This is a genomic window from Bacillus sp. ISL-55 (assembly GCF_018613155.1).
GTDB lineage: Bacteria > Bacillota > Bacilli > Bacillales > Cytobacillaceae > Mesobacillus.
This window is the reverse complement of sequence record NZ_JAGGQU010000013.1, coordinates 166,426-188,488: the sequence shown is the minus strand read 5'-3', so window position 1 is coordinate 188,488 and position 22,063 is coordinate 166,426. Positions and strand designations below refer to the sequence as shown.

Below are 22,063 nucleotides of genomic sequence, written 5' to 3'. Positions count from 1 at the left end.
AGTAACTCCCCTTTAAACGTAACATATATATTGAATAATGTAATATATATGTTACAATTAATTTGAGGAGGGATATAACGTTTGGAGAATAAAGTTAAGATTGCTCGTACTCAAATAAGTCTGACGCAACAACAACTGGCAGAAAAGATAGGTGTCACTCGCCAAACTATTAGTTTGATTGAGAAGGGAAAATATAATCCAACCCTAAAGTTGTGTCTGGATATTTGTTATACAGTTAATAAAACATTAGATGAAGTATTTTGGATAGAGAAAGGAGAATGATTAAAAATGAAAAAAATTACAGATGAACGATTAGTATTACAGAATTTAAAAAACATCCGCATTGCATATATCGTTCAAACTGTTGGTATTCTTGGAATTTTAGGATATGACTTAGTTACAAAAGGGTTAGATGGAATGAGAGAAAATCCCTTATGGCTTGTGTTTATAATAACTACGGTTATTTCTACATATTTATCAATGAGTATTAGTGCAGACCACGAAAATAATAAAGTTAACCCACAAAAAAGTCTAAATATTTCGCTGGTTGTACTTGTTTTAATTTCAACTGTTGTAGGTTTTTTTGTATCGCTCACTGATGGCTTTACTTTTACCAATGGGGTAATTGTGGGTGGAATATTATTTATTTGCGGTCTTATTCCAATAGTCTATATCTATAATCTACGAAAAAAACGACAAGATGAAAATATCGAAGAATAAAGGGAGAGTTTTCCACTAACGGGTGCTTTAGTTAAATAACATAACACAAAAAGGCTTAGAGTAGAAAATAACTCTGAGCCTTTTTGCCCGTGAAATATACTGCTATTTGAGGTGCGATTAGCACTGTGATTTAACGTTTGCACCTCACAAGTAAACCCGTTAGTATTTTGTACGGTTTTTCTTATATTATTGTAAGATATTTGAGTTTATCGCGTCTTATATGTAAGGAGGTGAGATGGTGACACAGCTTGAGGATATTTATAATACATACTTTAAAGATGTATTTTTATATGTGTATAGTTTGTGTGGCGATAAGCATATCGCTGAAGATATCACTTCGGAAACTTTTATGAAGGCATTAACATCGCTAGACAGTTTCAGAGGGAATAGTGATATTCGTGTTTGGTTATGCCAAATTGCCAAAAACAGTTATTACTCTTATTTGCGTAAGAATAAAAGCTTGGTGGATCTTGAGTCGGTTCCAGAATCAGCTAGTGGAGACAATGTAGAACAAGAAATAGCCATTTCAGAAGCGTCTATGAAGGTACATGAAGTTATCCGGAATTTGAAAGAGCCATACAAAAAGGTCTTTACTCTCCGTGCATTTGGAGAACTGTCATTTAAGCAAATTGGCAAATTGTTTGGTAAAAGTGAAAACTGGGCTTGTGTTACTTATCACCGTGCTAGAGAAAAAATTAAAGCGCGATCGGAGGATTATCGATGAAAATTAGCTGTAATATGATTAGGGATATACTGCCGTTATATGTCGAGGATATGGCAAGTCAAGATACTAGAGATCTAGTTGAAGAACATATAGCTTCTTGTGAGGACTGTAAAAAACGACTTGAAGAAATGAGGACTTTTGAAGAACCGCCAGTAGATACCGATATAGCTCCCTTAAGAAACATACAAAATACATTGCGAAAGAAAAAGCTGCAAACGATTATTCTTTCAGTCATGGTAACATTGGTTTTTGCAGTGGTTACAATCGCTTATCTGACAACCCCAGCATACATCTCTTATAATGAAAATGCGGTTTCAATTATTGAAAGGGATGATGGAACTGTACTTTTGAATTTTAGTGAAGAAGTCTCTGGATATAATGTAAATCAATATCCAGCAGCAGACAATTCAGGTTATGTCTATGATATAACTACATGGGAAACGATTTGGCAACAGAAAATAAACAAAAACAACCTGGAAAATACGGTCTTAAACCCGAATGGGGAAACGGTCGCTTCGATCTACTATTACAATACCGATGGAATTGAAAATACTTTAATTTATGGAGATCCAATAACGGATGGTTCTGTCATGACGTTACCTCGGCTTGTTTTAAGCTACTATGTGTTGTTTGCTATAGGATTTTTACTTATTTGTGGAATTGGATTGGTCATATTCATTAAGAAGGAAAAAATAAGAAATGGACTAGAAAAAATGATTCTATTGCCTATCTCGTACCTGTTTGCTCACTTACTTATAAAAGGTCTTCACTCTGCCACTTACCTTGCTGGACGAGACCTTTATGTAATATTACTTGTCACAATTCCTTTATATTTTGCGTTGTTAGCTGGAAGGAACATATTAAAAAAAATATCAATCAAGAAGCCGAAAAACACTTTATAATAGTTGTTGCTTTCACTGGTTTATAATAGACTCGCCAATCAGCGATTTTTTTCATAATTTCAGTTCTATTTTACTTGATTCGGAAAGGTTTCCTGATGGATTCAGATTTCTAAAACATGGACAAAAAGTATCCTTTGAATTGGTTGAAAACCCAAATTCTACTGTCCAGGGGCAAATTGCAGAAGATGGACTCATTATTTCTGATTAATTAGTCCATCTTCATCAAACAGGTGCTAATGCTGAATAAGAATCAATATATTTTCGAGCCGATATAAAATATATTAGAAAAATGGCGTGTCCAAAACTGATGTCAGTTTACCCGCCATTTGCACTGTCTTATATACACGCAGGCACAAAGTGGTTTATCTTGGTTGCGGAGGAAGTTTTTTGTTTTATTGTCAAAAGATCATTGACTTCTTGGTTCAATCTGAATAAAATCGGATTAATAACTTTTTAAAAGCAATGAAGAGAAAAAGTAGAGTGCCCCTGTTTTTTACAGAGAGCTTCGGAAGCTGAAAAGAAGCAAAGACAGTCACTTGAAAAATGGTCTCTGAGCTCCGTTCTGAACATGCTTTTTGGCATAAGTAGGTTACGGCGAGATTTGGCACTCGTTATCAATGTCACAGTATAAGAGCAGGCAATCATATGCTCCGTACTTGCTGAGGCAAATGGTGTGAACCGTTTGCGAAATAAGGTGGTAACACGTGGGATCCCAAACCTCGTCCTTAACTATTGCAGTTAAGGGCGGGGTTTTTTTATTTTTTTTCAATTTTATAAGGAGGTCTTCAAAATGAGTGTTTTTATCGGAGGAGCATGGGCTTATGCTAATGGTTCGATGCATCTGGGGCATATTTCGAGCCTGCTGCCCGGGGATATTTTAGCGAGGTATTACCGTTTAAAAGGAGAACAGGTTCTATATGTCTCTGGCAGTGACTGCAATGGGACGCCGATTACAATTAGAGCGAAACAAGAAGGTGTGTCACCAAAAGAAATTGCTGACAGATACCACCATGAGTTCAAGGAAAGCTTTGCTAAACTTGGTTTCTCGTATGATATCTACACAAGAACCGATACCGCCCACCACCATAAAATCGTTCAGGAAATCTTTCTGAAGCTGCTTGATAAAGGGTTGATCTACAAGAAGGAAATTGAACAGACGTATTGTGAGCAGGACCAGCAGTTTTTGCCTGACCGTTATGTAGAGGGAACTTGTCCAAAGTGCGGAGCGAACGCTCGTGGTGATCAATGTGATTATTGCTCAAGCGTACTTGAACCGCTCGATTTGCTGGAGAGAAAGTGCAAAATATGCGGCGCTCCGCCAACAACGAGAGCAACTCAGCATTTTTACTTTGCGTTAAGTTCACTCCAAAATGAATTGGATAAGTATACACAGAATGCTGAACAAAATCAGCTCTGGAGAGAGAACGCCATATCTTTGACGAAGAGATACTTGCATGAAGGCCTTCAGGATCGGGCAGTTTCCAGGGATTTGCCTAATGGGGTAAGTGTGCCTGTTAAAGGCTATGAAGAGAAGAAAATTTATGTTTGGATTGAGGCGGTTTCAGGTTATTACACAGCAAGCAAGCTTTGGGCTGAAGAAACGGGACAGGAAGACGCAGCGTTCTGGAATTCTGGCGCTCAATCCTATTATGTACATGGGAAAGATAATATCCCGTTCCATACCATCATTTGGCCAGGGATTCTTAAAGGACTTGATATCGATGCATTGCCTGCCCACATCGTTTCTAATGAATATCTCACATTGGAAAAGAAAAAATTGTCCACAAGCAGAAATTGGGCAGTTTGGGTACCGAATATCATAGAAAAATACGACCCGGATTCAATCCGCTATTTTCTGGCCATTAATGCACCGGAAAGCCGGGATGCAGATTTTTCATGGAAGGAGTTAATCTATAGTCACAATAGTGAACTGTTGGGCGCTTATGGGAACTTGGTGAATCGCACCTTGAAATTCATTCAAAAGTCATTTGGAGGCGTTCTTCCTGAAAAAGAGATTAACAAAGAAATAGTGAACAGAGTAGATTTGCTTTACGTAGAAACGGGAAGGAATATTGAAAACGCCAGCTTTAAAAAAGCACTGGAAAAAGTGTTTGAATTAGTGAGATATGCAAACAAATACTTCGATGAACAACAACCATGGAAGCAGGTGGACGAAAACCCTGAAGCATGCAAGCAGACGCTGGCGGATAGCATATATATCATTGCGAACCTTGCCAATATCCTGTCGCCATTCCTTCCTTTTTCAAGCGAAAAGGTTAAAGGCATGCTGCTAATAACGGAACACAGCTGGGTCCCTATAGAAGTGAAATCAATTGGCCTAAATCATGTAGAACCATTATTTGAACGACTTGATCCAGACCTAATCACCCACGAGCTGGAAGAGTTGAAGAGACGAGAGAATGTTTAAAACTCTTATTTTTAAAAAGGTCAAAAATAAAAGTTATTTACCGTGCCTTAAATTCGGGTAAAGGCAAGCATAAAGGGGTTGAACTATTTATGCCATATGCCAAAATCGATGACTCTCTCTCACTTTACTATCAAATAAAAGGTGATGGGCTGCCTGTTGTGTTCATTCATCCTTTTGTGATGGGGCACAATGTTTTTAAGTATCAAGAGGCACTATCCGATCGCTGTAAGACCATCTTTTACGACATTGCCGGGCATGGGCGAAGTTCGAAGGGAAACAAATATTTAAGCATAGAGGGACTTGCGGATGATCTAAAAATGTTGCTGGATGGAATAGGTATTCACAAAGCTGTGCTATGCGGATATTCCCATGGCGGATTGGTTGCCCAGGAATTTGCACTGAGGTATCCTGAACGCTCAGCTGCGTTAATCTTGTCTGGCGGTTTTTCAAAGATTGATACTTTTATCCCAAAGCTTGTAATTAAGTTAGTGCAGCTGATGGTTAAATTCGGTCAAGTGTCTCTTGCTGCAAAATGGCAGGCAAAGTTTCATAAATTGGATTATGAAGATGAAAAAGAAATCTTTGAGTTAGCCAGGCGATCAGATGCTCAGCGTTCGTATGAGTATATCCAATCTGGGCTGCATTATGATTCCACCAGCCAGCTTCATAAGCTGGATATGCCTATCCTTCTGATATACGGTTCACTGGAAAAGCCGATGCACCGCTACCGCATTCCTTTTCAAAAAAAGGCTCCCCAAACCCAAGTGGTGTATATAAAGAGTGGCACCCATCAGCTGCCACCCAGGTCACATTATGAATTTAATGCGATTGTCGACGCTTTTTTAAAGCCGCTCAATGATAATAAAGAGAAGCAAGCAGGACTGGGGTAGGTGGATATGAAAAGACTTTTACTTTTGCTTGGACCTGCTTTCATGATTTTCATCGGGCTGCAAGTGCTGGAGAGCGTCATAGCTGCCTTTATACTCTTTTATAGCTGGCTTCTTGCAGTCCCGTTGCTTGGACGTGGAATTCAAAGGGAAAGATTCAAAGTGACAAGCAAGGCTGTTATGTTGGGATTTGGGAGCGGTCTGCTCTTTTTCCTATTCATTTTTTGGGGGATAAAATGGCTGCATATTTATCTTATGGATATCGATCAATTAAGGGTTCTGCTTTGGGAATGGGGTTTTTCTGGACCCGGTGAGATATGGCTCGTGCTGGTCCTGCTGGTGGCTAATCCGATTCTGGAGGAAGTTTATTGGAGAGGGCATATCTATGAAAAGCTGAGAATGGAAGGGTCAGCGAAGTATGCGGTGTTAATGACGGCAGCTTTTTATACTTTGTACCATTTGCTCTCGGTGATTCCGATTTTCGACGGTTTTTATGGCATTATTGCAGCTGTGCCTGTCTTCATTGCGGGCATATTTTGGGGTTATATAAGAGAGAAAACAGGGACGATAACAGCCGCGATCTTCGGCCATGTTCTGAGTGACTTGGGAATCATCTGTGTGTATTGGTTTATCATACGGTAAATATAAAAAGACCGGGGCTGACCCGGTCTTATTCATGAGATAAAGTATAATTTTCACTTTGAGAATTGTCTAGCTCCAGCGCCTAGCCCCTCGAGTCGCTTGTCTAGATTCGCCTCCTAGAAACTCCGAGTCTCCAGTTTCTGCGTTTCTGGGCAGTCGGCTACACTTTTCGATTTCGGTCCGCCCAATGAAGTCAAAGAACGACTTCATTGGTCGGCCCTCCAGCGCTTGTCGGGGCTGAACAAGGCGCATGCGCTTTTCTAATTAACTCAACGCTTCAAAGGTTTTGCAGTCTGTTTCCCGGCTGTTATCGGCTGTCTCGCCGACATGGCTGACAACATATATTTGATCGGCACTGCAAAGATTTCCATCCTTCCAATACTGGCAGTTATTGACTTCACATAATACATCTTTTGCCATCGGTGTACCACTCCTTTTTGGTTTGATACAACCTTAGCATGCAGCGAACTGAAGCAGGTAATTCCCGCTAAATTCAGGAAGCTTTAAGTTTGTTCTTTCGTTTTTTTCTGCCGCAAGTACCGTTTATCCTGCATGAACAGACTCCAAAAATAAATAAAGCCGGGAAAAAGGATTAAAAATCCGACGATGTATGTCGTGAAAACAGCCCGGAATGAGTTTGGGTCTGTAAAAGCGGATTGTATTGTTACTTCTGGATATACGATGTAAGGCAGATGAGCCTTTCCGTAAACATAGCTTGCTGCCAGGTATTGAAATGTGATCAAGATGACTGCAAGCCTTGGAATTCCTCTGAGTGATTTATTATTTATCGATGGAAGGATAAGTGCCAGACCTCCGATCAGAAATAATATAACCGAAAGAATCAGAATGGAGAGGTCATCCATCATTTTATCGTAAATCCAAGCTGCTTCATTTCTTAATGTCAGCATGATCGCAAAAGCCATGAATAGCGAAATCGGCCCCATAATCAATGCATCACGCCTATATACGTGATAAGCCTGAAGCTCATCGGAGGCTTTGGAATAATCAGCTAGCAGCAGGGATGACAGGAAAAGTGTACTGGCGACAGCGAAACCAATAAAAGCGTAGACATTTGGACTTGTGAACAATTTGCCCAAATCCAAATTCTGTGCGCTAGCCGTAAACTCTACGAAACCGCCATGGGTGATCGGCAGGACGCTGATCAGCAAGCCAGGAATCAGAATTCCGCTAATTCCAGAAATATAAGTGAGCACCTTCCGATAATCCTCCGCAATATTCGAAAAAACAAGGAAAGCACTTCGCAATGACAATAGCAGTAAAATCATACTGCCGGGAATCAGCAATACGGTTCCCAAAGTGTAAGCAGCTCTAGGAAACATGCTGTAAACCGCGACAACAAGCGCAACGATAAAGGTATTCGTGACCTCCCAGGTCGGCGACAGATAGCGGTTGGCAATATTCGTTGCCTTTGTTTTTGTTTTATTGATATAAACCATCGACCAGAACCCTGCTCCGAAGTCCATTGTCGCCATGACAGCATAGATAAAGACGAAGCCCCACAGTACGGTGATGGCAGTTAGCGCGTCAGTCAAAATGGATCATCCTTTCATGAGTTGGAACCATACAAAGGGATTTCTTTTTGCTGTGCCCTGTTTAAATCATCTAAAACTGTATTTTTCCGGAAGAAGTAACGAAGCACAATGATTTCCATTACCCCGAGTAAAACGTAAACCCCGGCAAACAGAATAAATAAAATACCCAGGTTTGAAGCGGTGGTTGCAGCATCCTCCGTTGAAAGGACATGATAGATCACCCAAGGCTGCCTGCCGGTACAAGCAAAAACCCAGCCGAATTCGATTCCCAGCATGGCTAGAGGACCTGTAGCGACAAAAAGCCACATCAGGAATTTCGGGAACTTTTCTTTCTTTAAAATTTTGTTCCAGACAAAGGCAATCATAGAGAGAGTGATCAACAGCATCCCGACACCGACCATTGCATTAAATAGTGTATGGATAAACAGTGGCGGCCAATGTTCCTCGGGAAAATCATTCAGTCCTTTTACCTCGGTGTCAAATGAATTGCCCGCAAGGAAGCTTAATGCCCATGGTATCTCGATTCCCCATTTGACCGATTCAGTCTCCCGGTCGGTGAATCCGCCAATAGCAAGAGGCGCATATTTCTGTGTCTCAAAAAGCCCTTCAGCACCTGCCAATTTTTCAGGCTGGTATTCATGAAGGTATTGGGCGGCAGAATGACCATTGACGGCTGTCAGGATGGAGAATATCCCGCCTATGATCAAGCTGGCCATAAGGGCCTTCTGGTGGAATTTATACACTCTTGAACCAAAATCACTTCTCAACATTTTATAGGCAGCTACAGTGGCGATGATGAATGCGCCGGTCATATAGGCCGTGACGACAACGTGCCCGCCTGTTACGACAAAGCTTGGATTCCAAAAGGCAGCCCATGGGTCAATGTCCACTAATTCACCGTTTTCCACACGGAACCCTCTTGGTGTACCCTGGAATGCGTGAACATTCGTAATCAGCACAGCTGAAGCAAGAGCGCCGAGAGCTACAAGGGTTAGACTGGCGATCCTCATCCAAGGTGAGATCCTGTCAGCTGCGTAAACATAGATAGACATGAATAAAGCCTCGATAAAAAAAGCATAAATCTCAATCTGAAATGGCAGAGCCATTACTCTGCCGACAACTTCCATGAATCCTGGCCATAGAAGAGAGAGCTGGACTCCTGCAATCGTTCCGGTTGGGATGCCGACACCTAATGTCACCGCAAATGCTTTTGTCCATCTTTTAGCCATGACGGCATAATCACTATCGTTGGTTTTCTGGTAGAGAAGTTCTGCCGCCAGAATCATCAATGGCAATCCAACCCCGATGGTGGCATTGATAATATGGAAACCCATTGTTGTGCCGAATAGAGAGCGGGCAATTAAAACATCATCCATTATTTAACTTCCTTTCCGTAATATAACTCCCAATATTATTTTCAATTTAATAGATAATATGTGCTCAAATTTCAAAGGCAATAAAAAAAGCCTCCCGCAAATAAGGAGGCAACCAATTATTATTCATTCAACGCTTTTCCAAGGGTAGCGATATTTTTTTCCATTAACGTGAAGTAGGTTTCATTATTTTTAAGATCTTCATCGGTCAATACGGAAAGGTTGTGAAGAGTTAGCGATTTTGCACCGATTTCTTCCTGGACCATTTTTGCCAGCTTGGAGTTGAAATTTTGTTCGTTCAAAACATATTTGATTTTTTCATCTTTGGCGTAGGTAATCAACTTTTGAAGCTCTTTTTGAGATGGCTCATTAGTAGTTGATTGGCCAGAAATACTGATTTGCTGGATTCCGTAACGCTCCTCCCAATAACTAAAGGCAGAGTGTGATACAAGGATTTCCTTGCGTTTGGCTGAACCAATAACCTTTGAGAATACCTTGTCAAGATCCTTTAATTGCGCAGTCAGCTCTGTGTAATTCTGTTCGAAAGTATCTTTATGTTCAGGCATCTGTTCTGATAATTGTTCTTTGATTGCGAGTGCCAGCTCGTTTGCGTAAATCGGATCAAGCCAGACGTGAGGGTCAAAATCTCCGTGATTGTGCCCATCCTCTTCTGAATGCTCTTCATCAGCATGTTCTTCTTCGTCATGAGTTTTTTCATCATGACCTTCCTCAGTCGAGCTATCCTCAGTGTGAACCTCATCTTCATGGGCAGCCTCATCCAGATGCAAAGATTCACCAACCGGTACCATTTTTACATCCTCATTTTTAAGAGTCTTACTGGCTTTATCAACAAAACCTTCCAGGCCCAGGCCGATATAGAAAAATAAGTCTGCGTCTGCCAGTGCCATCATATCTTTTTGGGAGGGCTCGAATGTATGCTCATCTGCTCCCGGTGGATAAACGGTTTCAACATTTACATAATCACCGCCAATTTGCTGTGCGAAAAACTGGAGTGGGTATACAGTGGTATAGACTTGAAACAGGTCATCGTTCTTCTTTTGATCAGTAGCATTCTGCCCACAGCCGCTTAGAAAAGCAGCAAAGACCATAAATATAGATAAAATAAATGCAGTTTTTTTCATATGTGCCTCCTGATAGTCAAAACGGACTCATTACGATTTAGGAATTGGAGTTTATTTGTTATTAGTTTTCTATTCATATACAAAAATATTAATTCGTAATGGTTACGATTTACCTTATGTATCATACAAAAGGATGACAGCAAAATCAAGTAAAATATTTTTGTTCACGTTCAGTTTACGGTATTCTATTAGAAAGAAAACTTTTAAAAGGAGAAGGAATATATGCGAATGCTTGATGAAATCCTTGATTTTAATGAGAAATTTGTAACTGAAAAGAAATATGAAGAATTCACTACGACTAAGTTTCCGAATAAAAAGATGGTTATTTTAACTTGCATGGATACGAGGCTTGTTGAACTTTTGCCAAGAGCTTTGAATATCCGCAATGGTGATGTGAAAATTGTCAAAAATGCCGGTGCGCTAATCATGCACCCGTTTGGAAGTATCATGAGAAGCCTGCTTGTCGCAGTTTACCAGCTGCAGGCGGAGGAAGTGGCGATCATTGGCCATTACGACTGCGGCATGAGTGGAATGAAGCCGGATGGCATGATTGAGGAAATGAAAAGGCGTGGAGTCAGCGATGACATGCTGAATACATTGAATTACTCCGGAATAGACGTGAAGGAATGGCTGCACGGTTTCGATAACGTCAAGGACAGCGTTGCCCACAGTGTCGAAATCGTTAGAAACCATCCCTTGATGCCTAAGGATGTTCCGGTTCATGGCCTTGTGATCGATCCTTCAACGGGAAGGCTTGATCAAGTAATCGATGGCTATGAAAAGTAATTTTTAATGGTTATGAGCTTTAGCGTTTTTCTTTGATGGCCACTCTTCCGGTACCGGGTCCATGCCTCCTGGATGGAAGGGCTGGCACTTAAGGATGCGTACAATCGTCAGCCAGCCGCCTTTGAAGGGACCGAATCTTTTAATCGCTTCAAGCCCGTAATGTGAGCATGTAGGATAGAAGCGGCATGTAGGCGGCTTTAATGGCGAAATGACAACCTGGTAAAAACGGATAATCCCGATGAATGCTTTTTTTAACATGGTGTTCATCCCTTCTTTAAACTCTAAAAAGGAGCTGATTTCCAGCTCCTTTTATTTATTTTCATCCTGAGATTTTGGTTCATTAGAGTCTGCATGGCTGTTATTGTTGTCAACCGGATCGACGGTATGTTTATACTGATATGCCTTTGAAGTGGTGACTACACTTAATATTAAAACAATGATAACGATTATGACTGAAATAATCAAAACGGTATACATACAAGGGCCTCCTTTGCTTCAAAATTATTGTAGCATGTTCTCTTCCGATATAGGTAAAAAGTTGCTGGCAGCATGTTTTTTATAAGACAGAAAGGGGAATATAAACTATGACTAAAAGGGAGGATGAATAACCTATGGCACAAAAAGATTTAATTCAAGCGGTTAACAAGCAAGTTGCAAACTGGACGGTTCTTTACACGAAGCTTCACAACTATCATTGGTATGTAAAAGGGCGGCACTTTTTCACGCTGCATGTAAAATTCGAAGAGCTTTATAACGAAGCAGCGACAATCATTGATGAATTCGCCGAAAGAATTCTTGCATTGGAAGGAAAGCCTGTTGCAACGCTCAAAGAGTACCTTGAATTATCCTCGATCAAAGAAGCATCTGGTTCAGAAAAAGAAGAGGACATGGTCAAACAACTGCATGATGACTTTGCCACAATCGTGGACGAGCTTCAGGCAGCAATTGAACTAGCAGAAAAAGCAGAAGATACAGCTACAGCAGATATGATGACAGAAGTGAAAATGAGCCTTCGCAAGCATATGTGGATGTTCAAAGCTTATCTTGGATAAAAGGAAACTGGCCGGTAAATCGGCCAGTTTTTTTCAGTGATCTAGGAAAATAAGGCAAAAAGAAAAACCGGCACGCAGCCGGTTTGTATGTATGGTTAGTTACAAGGATTAGTGCACATTCCGGGAAGGATATGGATTGACAGATCGCGCGCCGAAATCATCCTGAGCAAACTTTCCTTTCAAGCTCTCGATTAAGTAAAGGCCCATCAAATCATAAAGCTCCTGCTTATCAAGGTCCTGGATAATTTTCAACAAGTCCTCGCGGTTCATTTCTTCAAGGAAGGCAAAAGCGAGCATATCGATATCCTCTTCATCACCGGTCAATTTATTGCGGTACAGTTCGTATAGCTCATCAATCAGTTTCATTAGATTTCACCTCTCCTTCTTAATCGTCCATAATTCCTTATAATTATTTAATACCCTCCAGCGGAAAAAATATGCCTTGAAATTGAAGTATTTTCCTGTTGGGTTGCTGAGTTACCTGTATCTTTATTTGGTTTAATTTTAACATACAGATAACTTGAAGAGTAATTTGGAGGGCAGAAAAAATTATTTATTTTAAAGATATTCAGTATAAACGAATATAGACGCAGGGAACGATATCCATGAGGTGAGGCATATGCCAGAAGGCAAAAAAACATATTATATCAACATCAGTGATGGCGAGATTCAAAGCGTTTCAACTGCATCTCCATGGAACTTTAAAATTGAGGCAGATGACGAAGAAATCACCGCGTTAAGGGAAATATTCGATCAGGGCCATTCAACAGGCTGGCAGAATTTCATGCGGGCGCACGTTCCATATGTGCAATACCATTATGATCGTGAAAATGATGCGCTCGACAGACAACTGATCCAGACCTATGAAATGATTTATAAACTAGGCGATGACGAAGCCAAGAACCATATTGAAAGCATGGGGATCCTCCCTGAAAAATAGAACAGCCGCAGACAGATGTCTGCGGTTTATTCATTGTCTAATTTTCTATATAATTAGAACATGTTTAATGGCGGGGGAGAACTTTTTATGGAAAAGTTTAAAGATATAAACGGCGGAGAGGTGACCTTATCCTTTCAGGAAAATGCCTTTGAAAAAAGGGCGCAACATGTGCTGGTCATCTGTAAATATCAAGACAAATGGCTTTTGACTCAACATAAAGTCAGAGGACTTGAGTTCCCTGGCGGCAAAGTGGAAAAAGGTGAAACCTTGGAAGATGCAGCCCGCCGTGAGGTTATGGAGGAGACTGGCGCCGTCTTATCCAGGCTTGAGAGCATCGGGGAGTATCAGGTTAGTGATAATCAAGATTCATTTGTAAAAAGAATCTTTTTCGGTGAAGCAGAAAAGATACTGCTGCAGGATGATTACCTGGAAACTGGCGGCCCAGTCCTTATAAGCGGCGATTTACTGGTGGAAAGAATGAGGGAAGAGTACAGTTTTATCATGAAGGACGATGTGATCAAGCATAGTCTTAAGTTTTTGCAAGAAAAGTTGTAAAAGTGGCTGATTGCCGCTTTTTTTGTGTTATGTGGATAAATTGCATCGAAATTAACTGTTGTTTGTAAGCCTGGTTCTGATATATTGGCGAAAATCTCATCTTATTGGCGGAGTTCACAACTTTATTGGCGTAAATCAGATTTTATTGGGGGAGTTCACAATTTTATTAGCGAAAATCTGATTTTATTGGCGGTGTTCACAATTATATTGGCGAAAATCCTTTTTTTTCGGCCAAGTTCATTTTTACCGGAAATTTTTTAGACAGAAAAGAAGCCGGCATATAATCCCGGCTTCGTTATTGATTGCTTTTGATCAGTTTCTTCTCAAGCAGTTCGACAAGCTGGTACATAACGGTCGCGAACACCGCGATGACGAGCAATGACAGGAACACGAGTGTGAAATTGAAAACCTGGAAACCGTAGATGATCATATATCCGAGACCACGGGCCGAAACGAGGAATTCCCCGACAATCACACCTACCCAGCTCAGGCCCACATTCACTTTCAAAGTAGAAATGATCGTAGGGAAAGATGCTGGCAAGATTGCCTCCCGAAAGCTCTGAGTCCTAGTTGCTCCGAATGTCTGCAGCACTTTCAGATAATTTGGGTCCACCTCTTTAAAAGCGGTATACACCACGATAGTCGTGATGATGATGGAGATGATTGCCCCCATCGCAATAATCGAAGTCATATTGGTGCCTAGCGCAACAATCAATATCGGGCCCAGGGCAACCTTTGGCATCGAATTTAATATTACCAGGTATGGATCCAAAATCCTGGAAAGCAGCGGAGACCACCATAATATTGCTGCGAGTATTGTACCTGCTAGTGTACCGATGATAAATCCAAGTACGGTTTCGGCCAATGTCACGCCAAGATTCACGGCCAATGAACCATCCATCGTCTTTTCGATTAACATGTTCCAGATTTTTGACGGTGAACTGAATAGGAGCGGGTCGATCCATTTTTGCTGGCTCGAGATTTCCCATATGGAAAAAAAGGCAATGAAGATCAGCAATTGATAGATACGGACAATTTTTTTCTCGCGTCTTAACTTTTTAAGATATTCTTGATGGAGGAGTTCAGTTTTCTTCTGGCTCAATTGACTCCAACTCCTTCCATACTGTCTGGAACAGTTCATTGTATAAAGGGTGGTTCCTGGCCTCGAAAGGACTCAAGTTCCTTAGCTCCTCTGGTATCGAGAAAGTTTTATGCAGGCGGCCAGGTCTTGGCGAAAACAGGAAAATGCGGTCGCTCATTGCTATCGCCTCTCCGATATCATGTGTGACAAGAATCGCCGTTTTACCAAAAGCCTTAAAGGTACGTGAAACCAAGTCCTCAAGCTTCAATTTCGTTTGATAGTCCAATGCGGAAAAAGGTTCGTCGAGCATGAGCAGCTTAGGTTCTGTTGCCAGTGTCCTTACCAGTGCCACACGCTGGCGCATCCCGCCGGATAGCTGTTTTGGATAATGCTTTTCTACATTCTCCAAACCCATTTGCCTTAGCAGCGATAAAACCTCAGCTTTTTTCGAATCTTCCAAGGTTCCGCCAATCTTCAACCCAAGAAAAATATTTTCCTCAATTGTTTTCCAAGGAAATAAATAATCCTGCTGCAGCATATATCCAGTTTGATTCGCAGCTTCCTTGACTGATTTCCCCTCCAGTTTTACCTGCCCATCGGTAGGCTCAATCAGCCCGGCGATGATCGAAAGCAGCGTTGTTTTGCCGCAGCCGCTCGGACCCAGGAAGGAAACAAACTCACCTTCCTGGACATGTAGTGAAATATTATTTAATGCATTGACAGCAGTTGTTTGGGTGAAATAAGTGTGCTGGATCCCTGTTAATGTCAAAAAGTCCATTGGCTGCAACCTCCTGTTATTTCATGATTTCTTCTGCCACCTCTGTGTTTACTAAAGTGTCATGGCTGACTTCCTCAGGAAGTTCCCCTGCTTCATCCATGATATCCTGCAAGTTCTGCCATTCCTCTTCATCCAGAATAGGATCAGTTGCGTATGATCCCTGGCTCTTGTATCGATCAACAACCGTTTCAATTAACGATAGATCTGTATCTTTAAAGAATGGTGCGATAACTTCCGCTGTTTCTTTGGCACTGTGTGATTCCACCCACTTCTGTGCCTTATGGACGGCGCGGGTGAATTTTTCGATTGTCTCCGGGTTTTTTTTCATGTAGCTTTGTTTTGCCATAAATGTGGTATATGGTACATGACCGGACTCAGTTCCGAAAGAAGCAACGATATGGCCTATGCCTTCCAATTCAAACATGCTGGCCTGCGGTTCGAATAGCTGGACGAAGTCACCAGTTCCGGAAGCAAAGGCGTTGGGAATATTCGCGTAATCAATATTTTGGATCATCTCTAAATCTGCCTTTGGATCGATGCCGTGTTTCTTGAGGACGAATTCACCGACCATTTGCGGCATCCCGCCCGTACGCTGGCCGAGATAGGTGGCTCCTTTTAACTGATCCCATGAAAAATCATCGATCTTTTCTCTGGATACGAGAAAGGTTCCATCTGTTTGTGTCAGCTGGGCAAAGTTGATGACTGGATCATTTGATCCCTGGGCATAAACGTAGATGGATGTCTCTGAACCCACGAGTCCTATATCGGCTGCGTTAGAGAGAACGGCTGTCATGGTCTTGTCGCCGCCCCATGTTGTAGTTAATTCAACTTTCAACCCTTCATCCTCAAAAAATCCCTTTTCAAGGGCAACATATTGAGGAGCATAGAAGATTGAACGCGTTACCTCTGCCACTTTTACAGTCTGTACCTTGTCTTGACCGCAGGCTGCAAGAGGTATAATAAGTACAGCAACCATAAATAAAGCAAAACCGGCTTTGAACCATTTTTTCATATTGATGCCTCCTAAATAACTGTATTAAATTGGGCTTACAGTATCGTATGAATTCCCTAAAAATGTGTGAATGCCCAGGAACCAAATTTAAAGAATTTCATATAAGAGAGGAGTGTTTACTTTGGATAATGACGGGTTAATGATCTCAGCCTATAAATTTCCTTCCCCCAATCCGTCAGTCGAGCTGCAAATGGTGACATACTACGCAGGCGGACTGCGGGTCAAAGGACTTTTGGCCAAGCCGATTGATGGAAGCGGGACAGAAGGTTTCCTGTATCTGCGTGGAGGAATTAAAAATGTAGGAAAGGTAAGGCCTGCCAGAATTGCACAATTCGCTTCTGAAGGCTTTACGGTTTTCGCTCCTTTTTACCGTGGGAACCAGGGAGGGGAAGGATATGAGGACTTTGGCGGCGATGACCGAGTCGATGCATTTGCAGGATTCCAGCTGCTGCAAACATTGCCATGGGTTGAAAGGGTCCATGTCTTTGGTTTTTCCCGCGGCGGGTTGATGGCTTTGCTGACTGCCATTAAGTTTCCTGAGACGGCGTCCGTCGTTACCTGGGGAGGGGTAACGGATATGTTTTTAACGTATGTGGAAAGGAAGGACCTGCGCAGGATGATGAAAAGGGTGATCGGCGGGTCGCCCAAAAAGGTGCCAAACCGCTATAAGTTCCGCACGCCTTTATACGATATCGAGGCCCTAAAAGCACCTGTGCTGCTGATCCACGGCCGGAACGACCACAATGTGTCGGTTGAGCACTCCTATCGGATCGAGAAGCGGTTAAAAGAGTTGGACAAGCCTGTCGCTAGCTGGTATTTTGATGACTACACGCATTACTTTCCGCCTGTAATGAACCGGAAAGTTGTGTCCGACTTAACGAATTGGATGAAATCACAATAGCAACAATGATAAAATAAAAGTGATATTAATGATGAACAATAGAGGAGCGAGTACAATGGGGATGCCATTAGAGTTGAATACAATGATCGTGACGAAGGGCCGGGAAAAAAGGCTCGAAGACAATTTTTTCACTCTGACCAAGGAAGGCTACAGGCTTTATCCAGTTGACATTCCACTTGAAGTCAAAAAGACAATCGAAGGTGACCTTACCGGAACAGGTGTCATCAAGAAAGTTGAATGGACAGAAAACACTACAACACTTACTTATCAGTTAATTTCCTTGAATTCAACCAACTAAGCAGGGCACATATTGTGCTCTGTTTTTTCGTACCACGGGTTCACAGGGGGACTTTGATCGAACCTGGGGCATTATCGGACAAAATCAAGGGTTCGAAGCGTAACTTTGTTCTAACCCGGGTCACCTTCGGACAACATCATAAGCTCAAAGCGTAATTTTGTCTGAACCTGTGTCACCTTCGGACAAAATCAAGGGCTCAAAAGCGGAACTTTGTCCGAACCCGGGTCACCTTCGGACAAAATCACGGGCTCAAAGGGGAACTTTGTCCGAACCCGGGTCACCTTCGGACAAAATCATGAGCTCAAAGCGTAATTTTGTCTAAACCCGCACACCTTCCAGGATATGTTAATCTTAAGATTGATAAAAGGTCCAAATCAAAAGCCATCTCCTGCCCCGGAGATGGCCTCAATCAACTGCTCTATTATTTCGCTGTCGGTCCGCCTTTTTCTTCGATCTCAGACGGTACGTTTGAGAACTTCTTAAAGTTTTCGCGGAACTTGCCTGCAAGTTCATTCGCTTTTGCGTAGTAGGCTTCTTTGTCGCTCCATGTCTTGACTGGCTGAAGGACGTCGTCAGGCACACCTGGTACGTGTGACGGAATATCAAGGCCGAAAATTTCGTCTTTGACGGTTTCAACGTTGTTCAGTTCGCCTTCAAGTGCTGCCTGGACCATTGCGCGAGTGTATGCAAGCTTCATGCGGCTTCCGGTTCCATACTCTCCGCCTGTCCATCCTGTGTTCACAAGGAATACCTTCGCGTTGTGCTCATCAATTTTTTCACCGAGCATTTCCGCGTATCTTGTTGCCGCCAGCGGAAGGAAAGGTGAGCCGAAGCAAGTCGAGAACGTTGCTTGCGGTGAAGTAATGCCGCGCTCCGTACCTGCGAGCTTTGAAGTATATCCACTCAAGAAATGGTACATTGCCTGTTCCTTTGTCAGCTTGGCGATTGGAGGCAGAACTCCGAAGGCATCGGCCGTAAGGAATACAATCGCGTTTGGATGTCCGGCAATGCTTGGATCCACGATGTTTTCGATTGCCTGAATCGGATAGGCTGCACGAGTGTTTTCTGTCAGGCTGCCATCATCATAATCGGCCTCACGTGTTACGTCATCGACTACGACATTCTCAAGAACGGAACCAAAGCGGATTGCATCAAAGATTTGCGGTTCTTTTTCCTTGGATAAGTTGATGCATTTCGCATAGCAGCCGCCTTCGACGTTGAACACACCGTTAGCTGACCAGCCATGTTCATCATCACCGATCAGACGGCGATTATTATCAGCAGACAAAGTTGTTTTGCCTGTGCCAGATAATCCGAAGAACAATGCCACATCGCCTTCACGTCCCACATTTGCCGAGCAGTGCATGGACAGGATGCCGTTTTCAGGCAGCAAAAAGTTCATCACGGAGAAAATCGACTTCTTCATTTCACCCGCATATTCTGTTCCGCCGATCAATACGACGCGCTGTTCAAAAGAAACAATGATGAATGTCTCGGAATTCGTGCCATCCACTTTAGGGTCTGCCTTGAAAGTTGGAGCAGAAATAACCGTGAATTCAGATTCATGATCAACTAGCTCTTCCTCCGTTGGGCGGATGAACAATTGATGTGCGAAAAGGTTGTGCCAGGCGTATTCATTGATTACCTGAATCGGAAGCTGGTATTTCTTATCAGCACCCGCAAATCCTTTGAATACAAATACTTCTTCTTTTTCTTTAAGGAAATTCAATACCTTATTATAAAGTTTTGTGAAAGATTCCTCGGAAATCGGCTGGTTGACGGAGCCCCAGTCAATTTTATCCTTGACGGATTCTTCCTCGACAATGAATTTATCTTTAGGTGAACGGCCAGTATACTTACCAGTAGTAGCTCTTACGGCACCAGTTGAAGTCAGGAGGCCTTCGTTTCGGTTCAAGACTTTTTCAACAAGCTGGGGAACAGATAACTGCACCTTTACATTGCTTCCTTTTAATAATGCTGAAAGTTCATTTGATATTCCTACAACATTCATCGGAGAATACCTTCCTTTTTTATAGATTCAAAATTAAATATTAACCTCGAGAAATGTCCAGCGCCAGCGCCTAGCCCCTCGAGTCGCTTCGGTCCGCCCAATGAAGTCAAAGAACGACTTCACCGGTCGGCCCTCCAGCGCTTGTCGGGGCTGAACAAGGCGCTTTTGCATTTCTTGAAAGATTAATATTTTTGTAAGTGTTTACATCTCGGTATTAGTATAACACATTGGTTTAATTAATCTATACTAATGACTCGAAAAATTACCTTGTACCTAACTTGCGTTATATAATTCTTTCTTTATATAGTCAAGCGAAAAGAAGCGTTTTAAAGGCATTTTATTATATAAAAAAACTTTCAACAACAATCGACAATTTTACCGAGAAAATCATTGACATGCAATTGTAGTTTCGTTATGATTTGGTCTTGAACGGATACTCTCTTATCCCGAGCTGGTGGAGGGACAGGCCCAATGAAACCCAGCAACCTGCAGATGTGAAAAAACAGCTTATGGAATGCTGCTATTTCCGGGCAAAGGTGCTAACCTGACGCAAGGGAACTGCCCTTGAACGATAAGAGCGAAAGGCGCGGATTTAAGCATAAACCTTTCCTCGAAATTGGAGAGGTTTTTTATATTGCTTTTTTCTGTCCAAATGCATGAGAATGCAACCGGACTGCCTTCTTTGGTGTCATTGCTCCCGTGGGTGAAAATTAGGAAAAAAAAGAAATTCATCATGAATCCTAAACAAATTTTTCTAATAAAAACTCAGCGTTTATTTCATACTACATAGGGAATGAGTACCGTATCAACCCGAGGTCTGTATTGGGACAGCCTCGATCAATTTTTATAAATAAGGGAGGAACTCAGATGTCAAACAAACGCCGTTTGTTCACTTCTGAATCAGTAACAGAAGGCCATCCGGATAAAATTTGCGACCAGATTTCTGACGCAATTTTGGATGCGATCCTTGCAAAAGATGCTAACGCACGTGTTGCTGCTGAAACATCAGTTACGACAGGCCTTGTACTAGTTGCAGGCGAAATCACTACATCTACATACGTAGATATTCCGAAAATCGTTCGTGAAACAGTCAAGGAAATTGGCTACACTCGCGCTAAGTACGGTTTTGATTCTGAAACTTGCGCAGTTTTGACTTCCATCGACGAGCAGTCTGCTGACATCGCAATGGGTGTTGACCAGGCTCTTGAAGCACGCGAAGGCCAAATGTCAGATGATGAAATCGAAGCAATTGGTGCAGGGGACCAAGGATTAATGTTCGGTTTTGCATGTAATGAGACAAAAGAGCTTATGCCTCTTCCAATCTCATTGGCACACAAGATTTCACGCCGCCTGACTGAAGTGCGCAAGGAAGAGATTCTTCCATACCTTCGTCCAGACGGAAAAACTCAAGTAACAGTTGAATACGATGAGAACGACAAGCCTGTCCGTATCGACACAATCGTTATTTCAACTCAGCACCACCCGGAAGTTTCCCTGGAGCAAATCCAGCGAAACCTTAAAGAACATGTTATCAATCCTGTTGTACCAGCAGAATTGATCGACGAGAACACAAAATACTTCATCAACCCAACTGGCCGTTTCGTAATCGGCGGACCTCAGGGTGATGCAGGTCTTACTGGCCGCAAAATCATTGTTGATACTTACGGCGGATATGCTCGCCACGGCGGCGGTGCATTCTCTGGTAAGGATCCTACAAAAGTTGACCGCTCAGCTGCATACGCTGCACGTTATGTTGCGAAGAACATCGTAGCTGCCGGCCTTGCTGAAAAAGTTGAAGTTCAGCTTGCTTATGCAATCGGTGTGGCTCGTCCGGTATCGATCTCAATCGATACATTCGGAACAGGCAAAGTGAGCGAAGATGTATTGATCGACGTTGTTGAAAACAACTTCGACCTTCGCCCGGCTGGTATCATCAATATGCTTGACCTGCGCAAGCCAATCTACAAGCAGACAGCTGCTTATGGACACTTCGGCCGTTCTGACGTTGACCTTCCATGGGAGCGTACAGACAAGGCTGAGGCACTTCGCACTCAAGCTCAAGGAAAATAAAATCACAAGGGAGTTGCATAGAAATATGTAACTCCCTTTATTATTTGCCGTCTAATCAGGGAAGACAAAAAAGGCCCTCTGGTTTGCGAGTGGTCCAAAAGGTGTAAAATAGAGTATTACCTTAAATTTCCCACAGATTTTACTGCAAAAACTTTGTGTTTAATGATAGTATTAGATGGTATGTTTTTAGGCAGTAAATTCATTGGAA

General features: G+C 42.2%; 26 protein-coding genes, 1 riboswitch and 1 other annotated feature. Of the genes, 14 read left to right on the top strand and 12 right to left on the bottom strand.

Features of this window, described 5'->3' with window-relative positions:
• The first annotated feature begins 81 nt into the window (after positions 1-81).
• From J7E32_RS08325 to J7E32_RS08295, 7 genes are all read left to right on the top strand, one after another.
• Entirely contained in the window at positions 82-282 is a 201-nt protein-coding gene (locus J7E32_RS08325) for a helix-turn-helix transcriptional regulator (RefSeq protein WP_214906284.1), read from the top strand.
• Positions 283-288: 6 nt separating this feature from the next.
• Positions 289-720, top strand: coding sequence for a hypothetical protein (locus tag J7E32_RS08320; protein ID WP_214906280.1), 432 nt, complete (start codon positions 289-291; stop codon positions 718-720).
• A 235-nt stretch (positions 721-955) separates the two neighbouring features.
• Positions 956-1,444, top strand: a complete 489-nt coding sequence (locus tag J7E32_RS08315; protein WP_214906277.1) for an RNA polymerase sigma factor — start codon at positions 956-958, stop codon at positions 1,442-1,444.
• Positions 1,441-2,346, top strand: a complete 906-nt coding sequence (locus J7E32_RS08310) for a zf-HC2 domain-containing protein (RefSeq protein ID WP_214906274.1) — start codon at positions 1,441-1,443, stop codon at positions 2,344-2,346. Before J7E32_RS08315 ends, J7E32_RS08310 begins: the two co-directional genes overlap by 4 nt.
• A 453-nt stretch (positions 2,347-2,799) precedes the next feature.
• Positions 2,800-3,076, top strand: a binding site (T-box leader).
• 60 nt (positions 3,077-3,136) lie between these two features.
• Entirely contained in the window at positions 3,137-4,774 is a 1,638-nt protein-coding gene (gene metG / locus J7E32_RS08305) for a methionine--tRNA ligase (RefSeq protein ID WP_214906271.1), read from the top strand.
• Between the two features lie 89 nt (positions 4,775-4,863).
• Entirely contained in the window at positions 4,864-5,664 is an 801-nt protein-coding gene (locus J7E32_RS08300; RefSeq protein ID WP_214906268.1) for an alpha/beta fold hydrolase, read from the top strand.
• Between the two features lie 6 nt (positions 5,665-5,670).
• The gene (locus tag J7E32_RS08295; RefSeq protein WP_214906266.1) at positions 5,671-6,303 is read left to right on the top strand and encodes a CPBP family intramembrane glutamic endopeptidase; all 633 of its coding nucleotides are present in this window, start codon (positions 5,671-5,673) and stop codon (positions 6,301-6,303) included.
• A 69-nt stretch (positions 6,304-6,372) separates the two neighbouring features.
• On the opposite strand, the gene J7E32_RS08290 is transcribed toward J7E32_RS08295, so the two are convergent.
• From J7E32_RS08290 to J7E32_RS08270, 5 genes are all read right to left on the bottom strand, one after another.
• Positions 6,373-6,513, bottom strand: a complete 141-nt coding sequence (locus tag J7E32_RS08290; RefSeq protein ID WP_214906264.1) for a hypothetical protein — start codon at positions 6,511-6,513, stop codon at positions 6,373-6,375.
• A gap of 54 nt (positions 6,514-6,567) precedes the next feature.
• On the bottom strand, positions 6,568-6,723 hold the full coding sequence (locus tag J7E32_RS08285) for a DUF1540 domain-containing protein (protein WP_214906261.1): 156 nt from the start codon (positions 6,721-6,723) through the stop codon (positions 6,568-6,570).
• 83 nt (positions 6,724-6,806) lie between these two features.
• Positions 6,807-7,856, bottom strand: coding sequence for a cytochrome d ubiquinol oxidase subunit II (locus tag J7E32_RS08280; protein WP_214906259.1), 1,050 nt, complete (start codon positions 7,854-7,856; stop codon positions 6,807-6,809).
• A gap of 14 nt (positions 7,857-7,870) precedes the next feature.
• Positions 7,871-9,232 carry a cytochrome ubiquinol oxidase subunit I gene (locus tag J7E32_RS08275; protein WP_214906257.1) on the bottom strand — a complete coding sequence of 454 codons (1,362 nt, stop codon included), beginning with the start codon at positions 9,230-9,232 and terminating at the stop codon, positions 7,871-7,873.
• Between the two features lie 119 nt (positions 9,233-9,351).
• Complete coding sequence (locus tag J7E32_RS08270; protein WP_214906254.1) at positions 9,352-10,371, bottom strand: metal ABC transporter solute-binding protein, Zn/Mn family; 1,020 nt, start codon at positions 10,369-10,371, stop codon at positions 9,352-9,354.
• A 222-nt stretch (positions 10,372-10,593) separates the two neighbouring features.
• Between J7E32_RS08270 and J7E32_RS08265 the strand changes: the two genes are divergently transcribed.
• The gene (locus tag J7E32_RS08265) at positions 10,594-11,157 is read left to right on the top strand and encodes a beta-class carbonic anhydrase (protein ID WP_214906251.1); all 564 of its coding nucleotides are present in this window, start codon (positions 10,594-10,596) and stop codon (positions 11,155-11,157) included.
• A 3-nt stretch (positions 11,158-11,160) separates the two neighbouring features.
• Here J7E32_RS08265 and yidD read toward each other — a convergent pair whose 3' ends face one another.
• Positions 11,161-11,415 (bottom strand): membrane protein insertion efficiency factor YidD, encoded by a 255-nt coding sequence (gene yidD, locus J7E32_RS08260; RefSeq protein ID WP_041968034.1) that lies wholly within the window; start codon positions 11,413-11,415, stop codon positions 11,161-11,163.
• A 51-nt stretch (positions 11,416-11,466) separates the two neighbouring features.
• A complete protein-coding gene (gene ytzI, locus J7E32_RS08255) occupies positions 11,467-11,634 on the bottom strand; it encodes a YtzI protein (RefSeq protein WP_214906248.1) in 168 nt (55 codons plus the stop codon).
• A gap of 134 nt (positions 11,635-11,768) precedes the next feature.
• Here ytzI and J7E32_RS08250 point away from each other — a divergent pair, with 134 nt between their 5' ends.
• Positions 11,769-12,209 (top strand): Dps family protein, encoded by a 441-nt coding sequence (locus J7E32_RS08250; RefSeq protein ID WP_214906245.1) that lies wholly within the window; start codon positions 11,769-11,771, stop codon positions 12,207-12,209.
• Between the two features lie 108 nt (positions 12,210-12,317).
• Here J7E32_RS08250 and J7E32_RS08245 read toward each other — a convergent pair whose 3' ends face one another.
• Positions 12,318-12,575 carry a DUF6154 family protein gene (locus J7E32_RS08245; RefSeq protein WP_214906242.1) on the bottom strand — a complete coding sequence of 86 codons (258 nt, stop codon included), beginning with the start codon at positions 12,573-12,575 and terminating at the stop codon, positions 12,318-12,320.
• Between the two features lie 253 nt (positions 12,576-12,828).
• Here J7E32_RS08245 and J7E32_RS08240 point away from each other — a divergent pair, with 253 nt between their 5' ends.
• Both J7E32_RS08240 and ytkD read left to right on the top strand, forming a co-directional pair.
• Positions 12,829-13,149, top strand: a complete 321-nt coding sequence (locus J7E32_RS08240) for a hydrolase (protein ID WP_214906239.1) — start codon at positions 12,829-12,831, stop codon at positions 13,147-13,149.
• A gap of 87 nt (positions 13,150-13,236) precedes the next feature.
• Complete coding sequence (gene ytkD, locus J7E32_RS08235) at positions 13,237-13,704, top strand: RNA deprotection pyrophosphohydrolase (protein WP_214906236.1); 468 nt, start codon at positions 13,237-13,239, stop codon at positions 13,702-13,704.
• A 295-nt stretch (positions 13,705-13,999) separates the two neighbouring features.
• On the opposite strand, the gene J7E32_RS08230 is transcribed toward ytkD, so the two are convergent.
• Genes J7E32_RS08230 through J7E32_RS08220 form a run of 3 tightly spaced genes read right to left on the bottom strand, consistent with a single transcriptional unit; the run spans position 14,000 to position 16,575 of the window.
• Entirely contained in the window at positions 14,000-14,806 is an 807-nt protein-coding gene (locus J7E32_RS08230; RefSeq protein ID WP_286182892.1) for an ABC transporter permease, read from the bottom strand.
• Complete coding sequence (locus J7E32_RS08225) at positions 14,787-15,563, bottom strand: ABC transporter ATP-binding protein (protein WP_214906230.1); 777 nt, start codon at positions 15,561-15,563, stop codon at positions 14,787-14,789. The genes J7E32_RS08230 and J7E32_RS08225 overlap by 20 nt, the downstream gene beginning before the upstream one ends.
• 16 nt (positions 15,564-15,579) lie before the next feature.
• Positions 15,580-16,575 carry an ABC transporter substrate-binding protein gene (locus J7E32_RS08220; protein ID WP_214906228.1) on the bottom strand — a complete coding sequence of 332 codons (996 nt, stop codon included), beginning with the start codon at positions 16,573-16,575 and terminating at the stop codon, positions 15,580-15,582.
• A 139-nt stretch (positions 16,576-16,714) separates the two neighbouring features.
• On the opposite strand from J7E32_RS08220, the gene J7E32_RS08215 reads away from it, so the two are divergent.
• Together J7E32_RS08215 and J7E32_RS08210 are read left to right on the top strand one after the other, a co-directional pair.
• The gene (locus J7E32_RS08215) at positions 16,715-17,476 is read left to right on the top strand and encodes an alpha/beta hydrolase family protein (protein WP_214906337.1); all 762 of its coding nucleotides are present in this window, start codon (positions 16,715-16,717) and stop codon (positions 17,474-17,476) included.
• 55 nt (positions 17,477-17,531) lie between these two features.
• Positions 17,532-17,774 carry a DUF2584 domain-containing protein gene (locus J7E32_RS08210; protein ID WP_214906225.1) on the top strand — a complete coding sequence of 81 codons (243 nt, stop codon included), beginning with the start codon at positions 17,532-17,534 and terminating at the stop codon, positions 17,772-17,774.
• A 421-nt stretch (positions 17,775-18,195) separates the two neighbouring features.
• Here J7E32_RS08210 and pckA read toward each other — a convergent pair whose 3' ends face one another.
• The gene (pckA, locus tag J7E32_RS08205) at positions 18,196-19,785 is read right to left on the bottom strand and encodes a phosphoenolpyruvate carboxykinase (ATP) (protein ID WP_214906223.1); all 1,590 of its coding nucleotides are present in this window, start codon (positions 19,783-19,785) and stop codon (positions 18,196-18,198) included.
• A 438-nt stretch (positions 19,786-20,223) separates the two neighbouring features.
• A riboswitch (SAM riboswitch) is annotated at positions 20,224-20,363 on the top strand.
• Between the two features lie 289 nt (positions 20,364-20,652).
• Here pckA and metK point away from each other — a divergent pair.
• Positions 20,653-21,855 carry a methionine adenosyltransferase gene (gene metK, locus J7E32_RS08200; protein ID WP_214906221.1) on the top strand — a complete coding sequence of 401 codons (1,203 nt, stop codon included), beginning with the start codon at positions 20,653-20,655 and terminating at the stop codon, positions 21,853-21,855.
• Positions 21,856-22,063 lie beyond the last annotated feature (208 nt).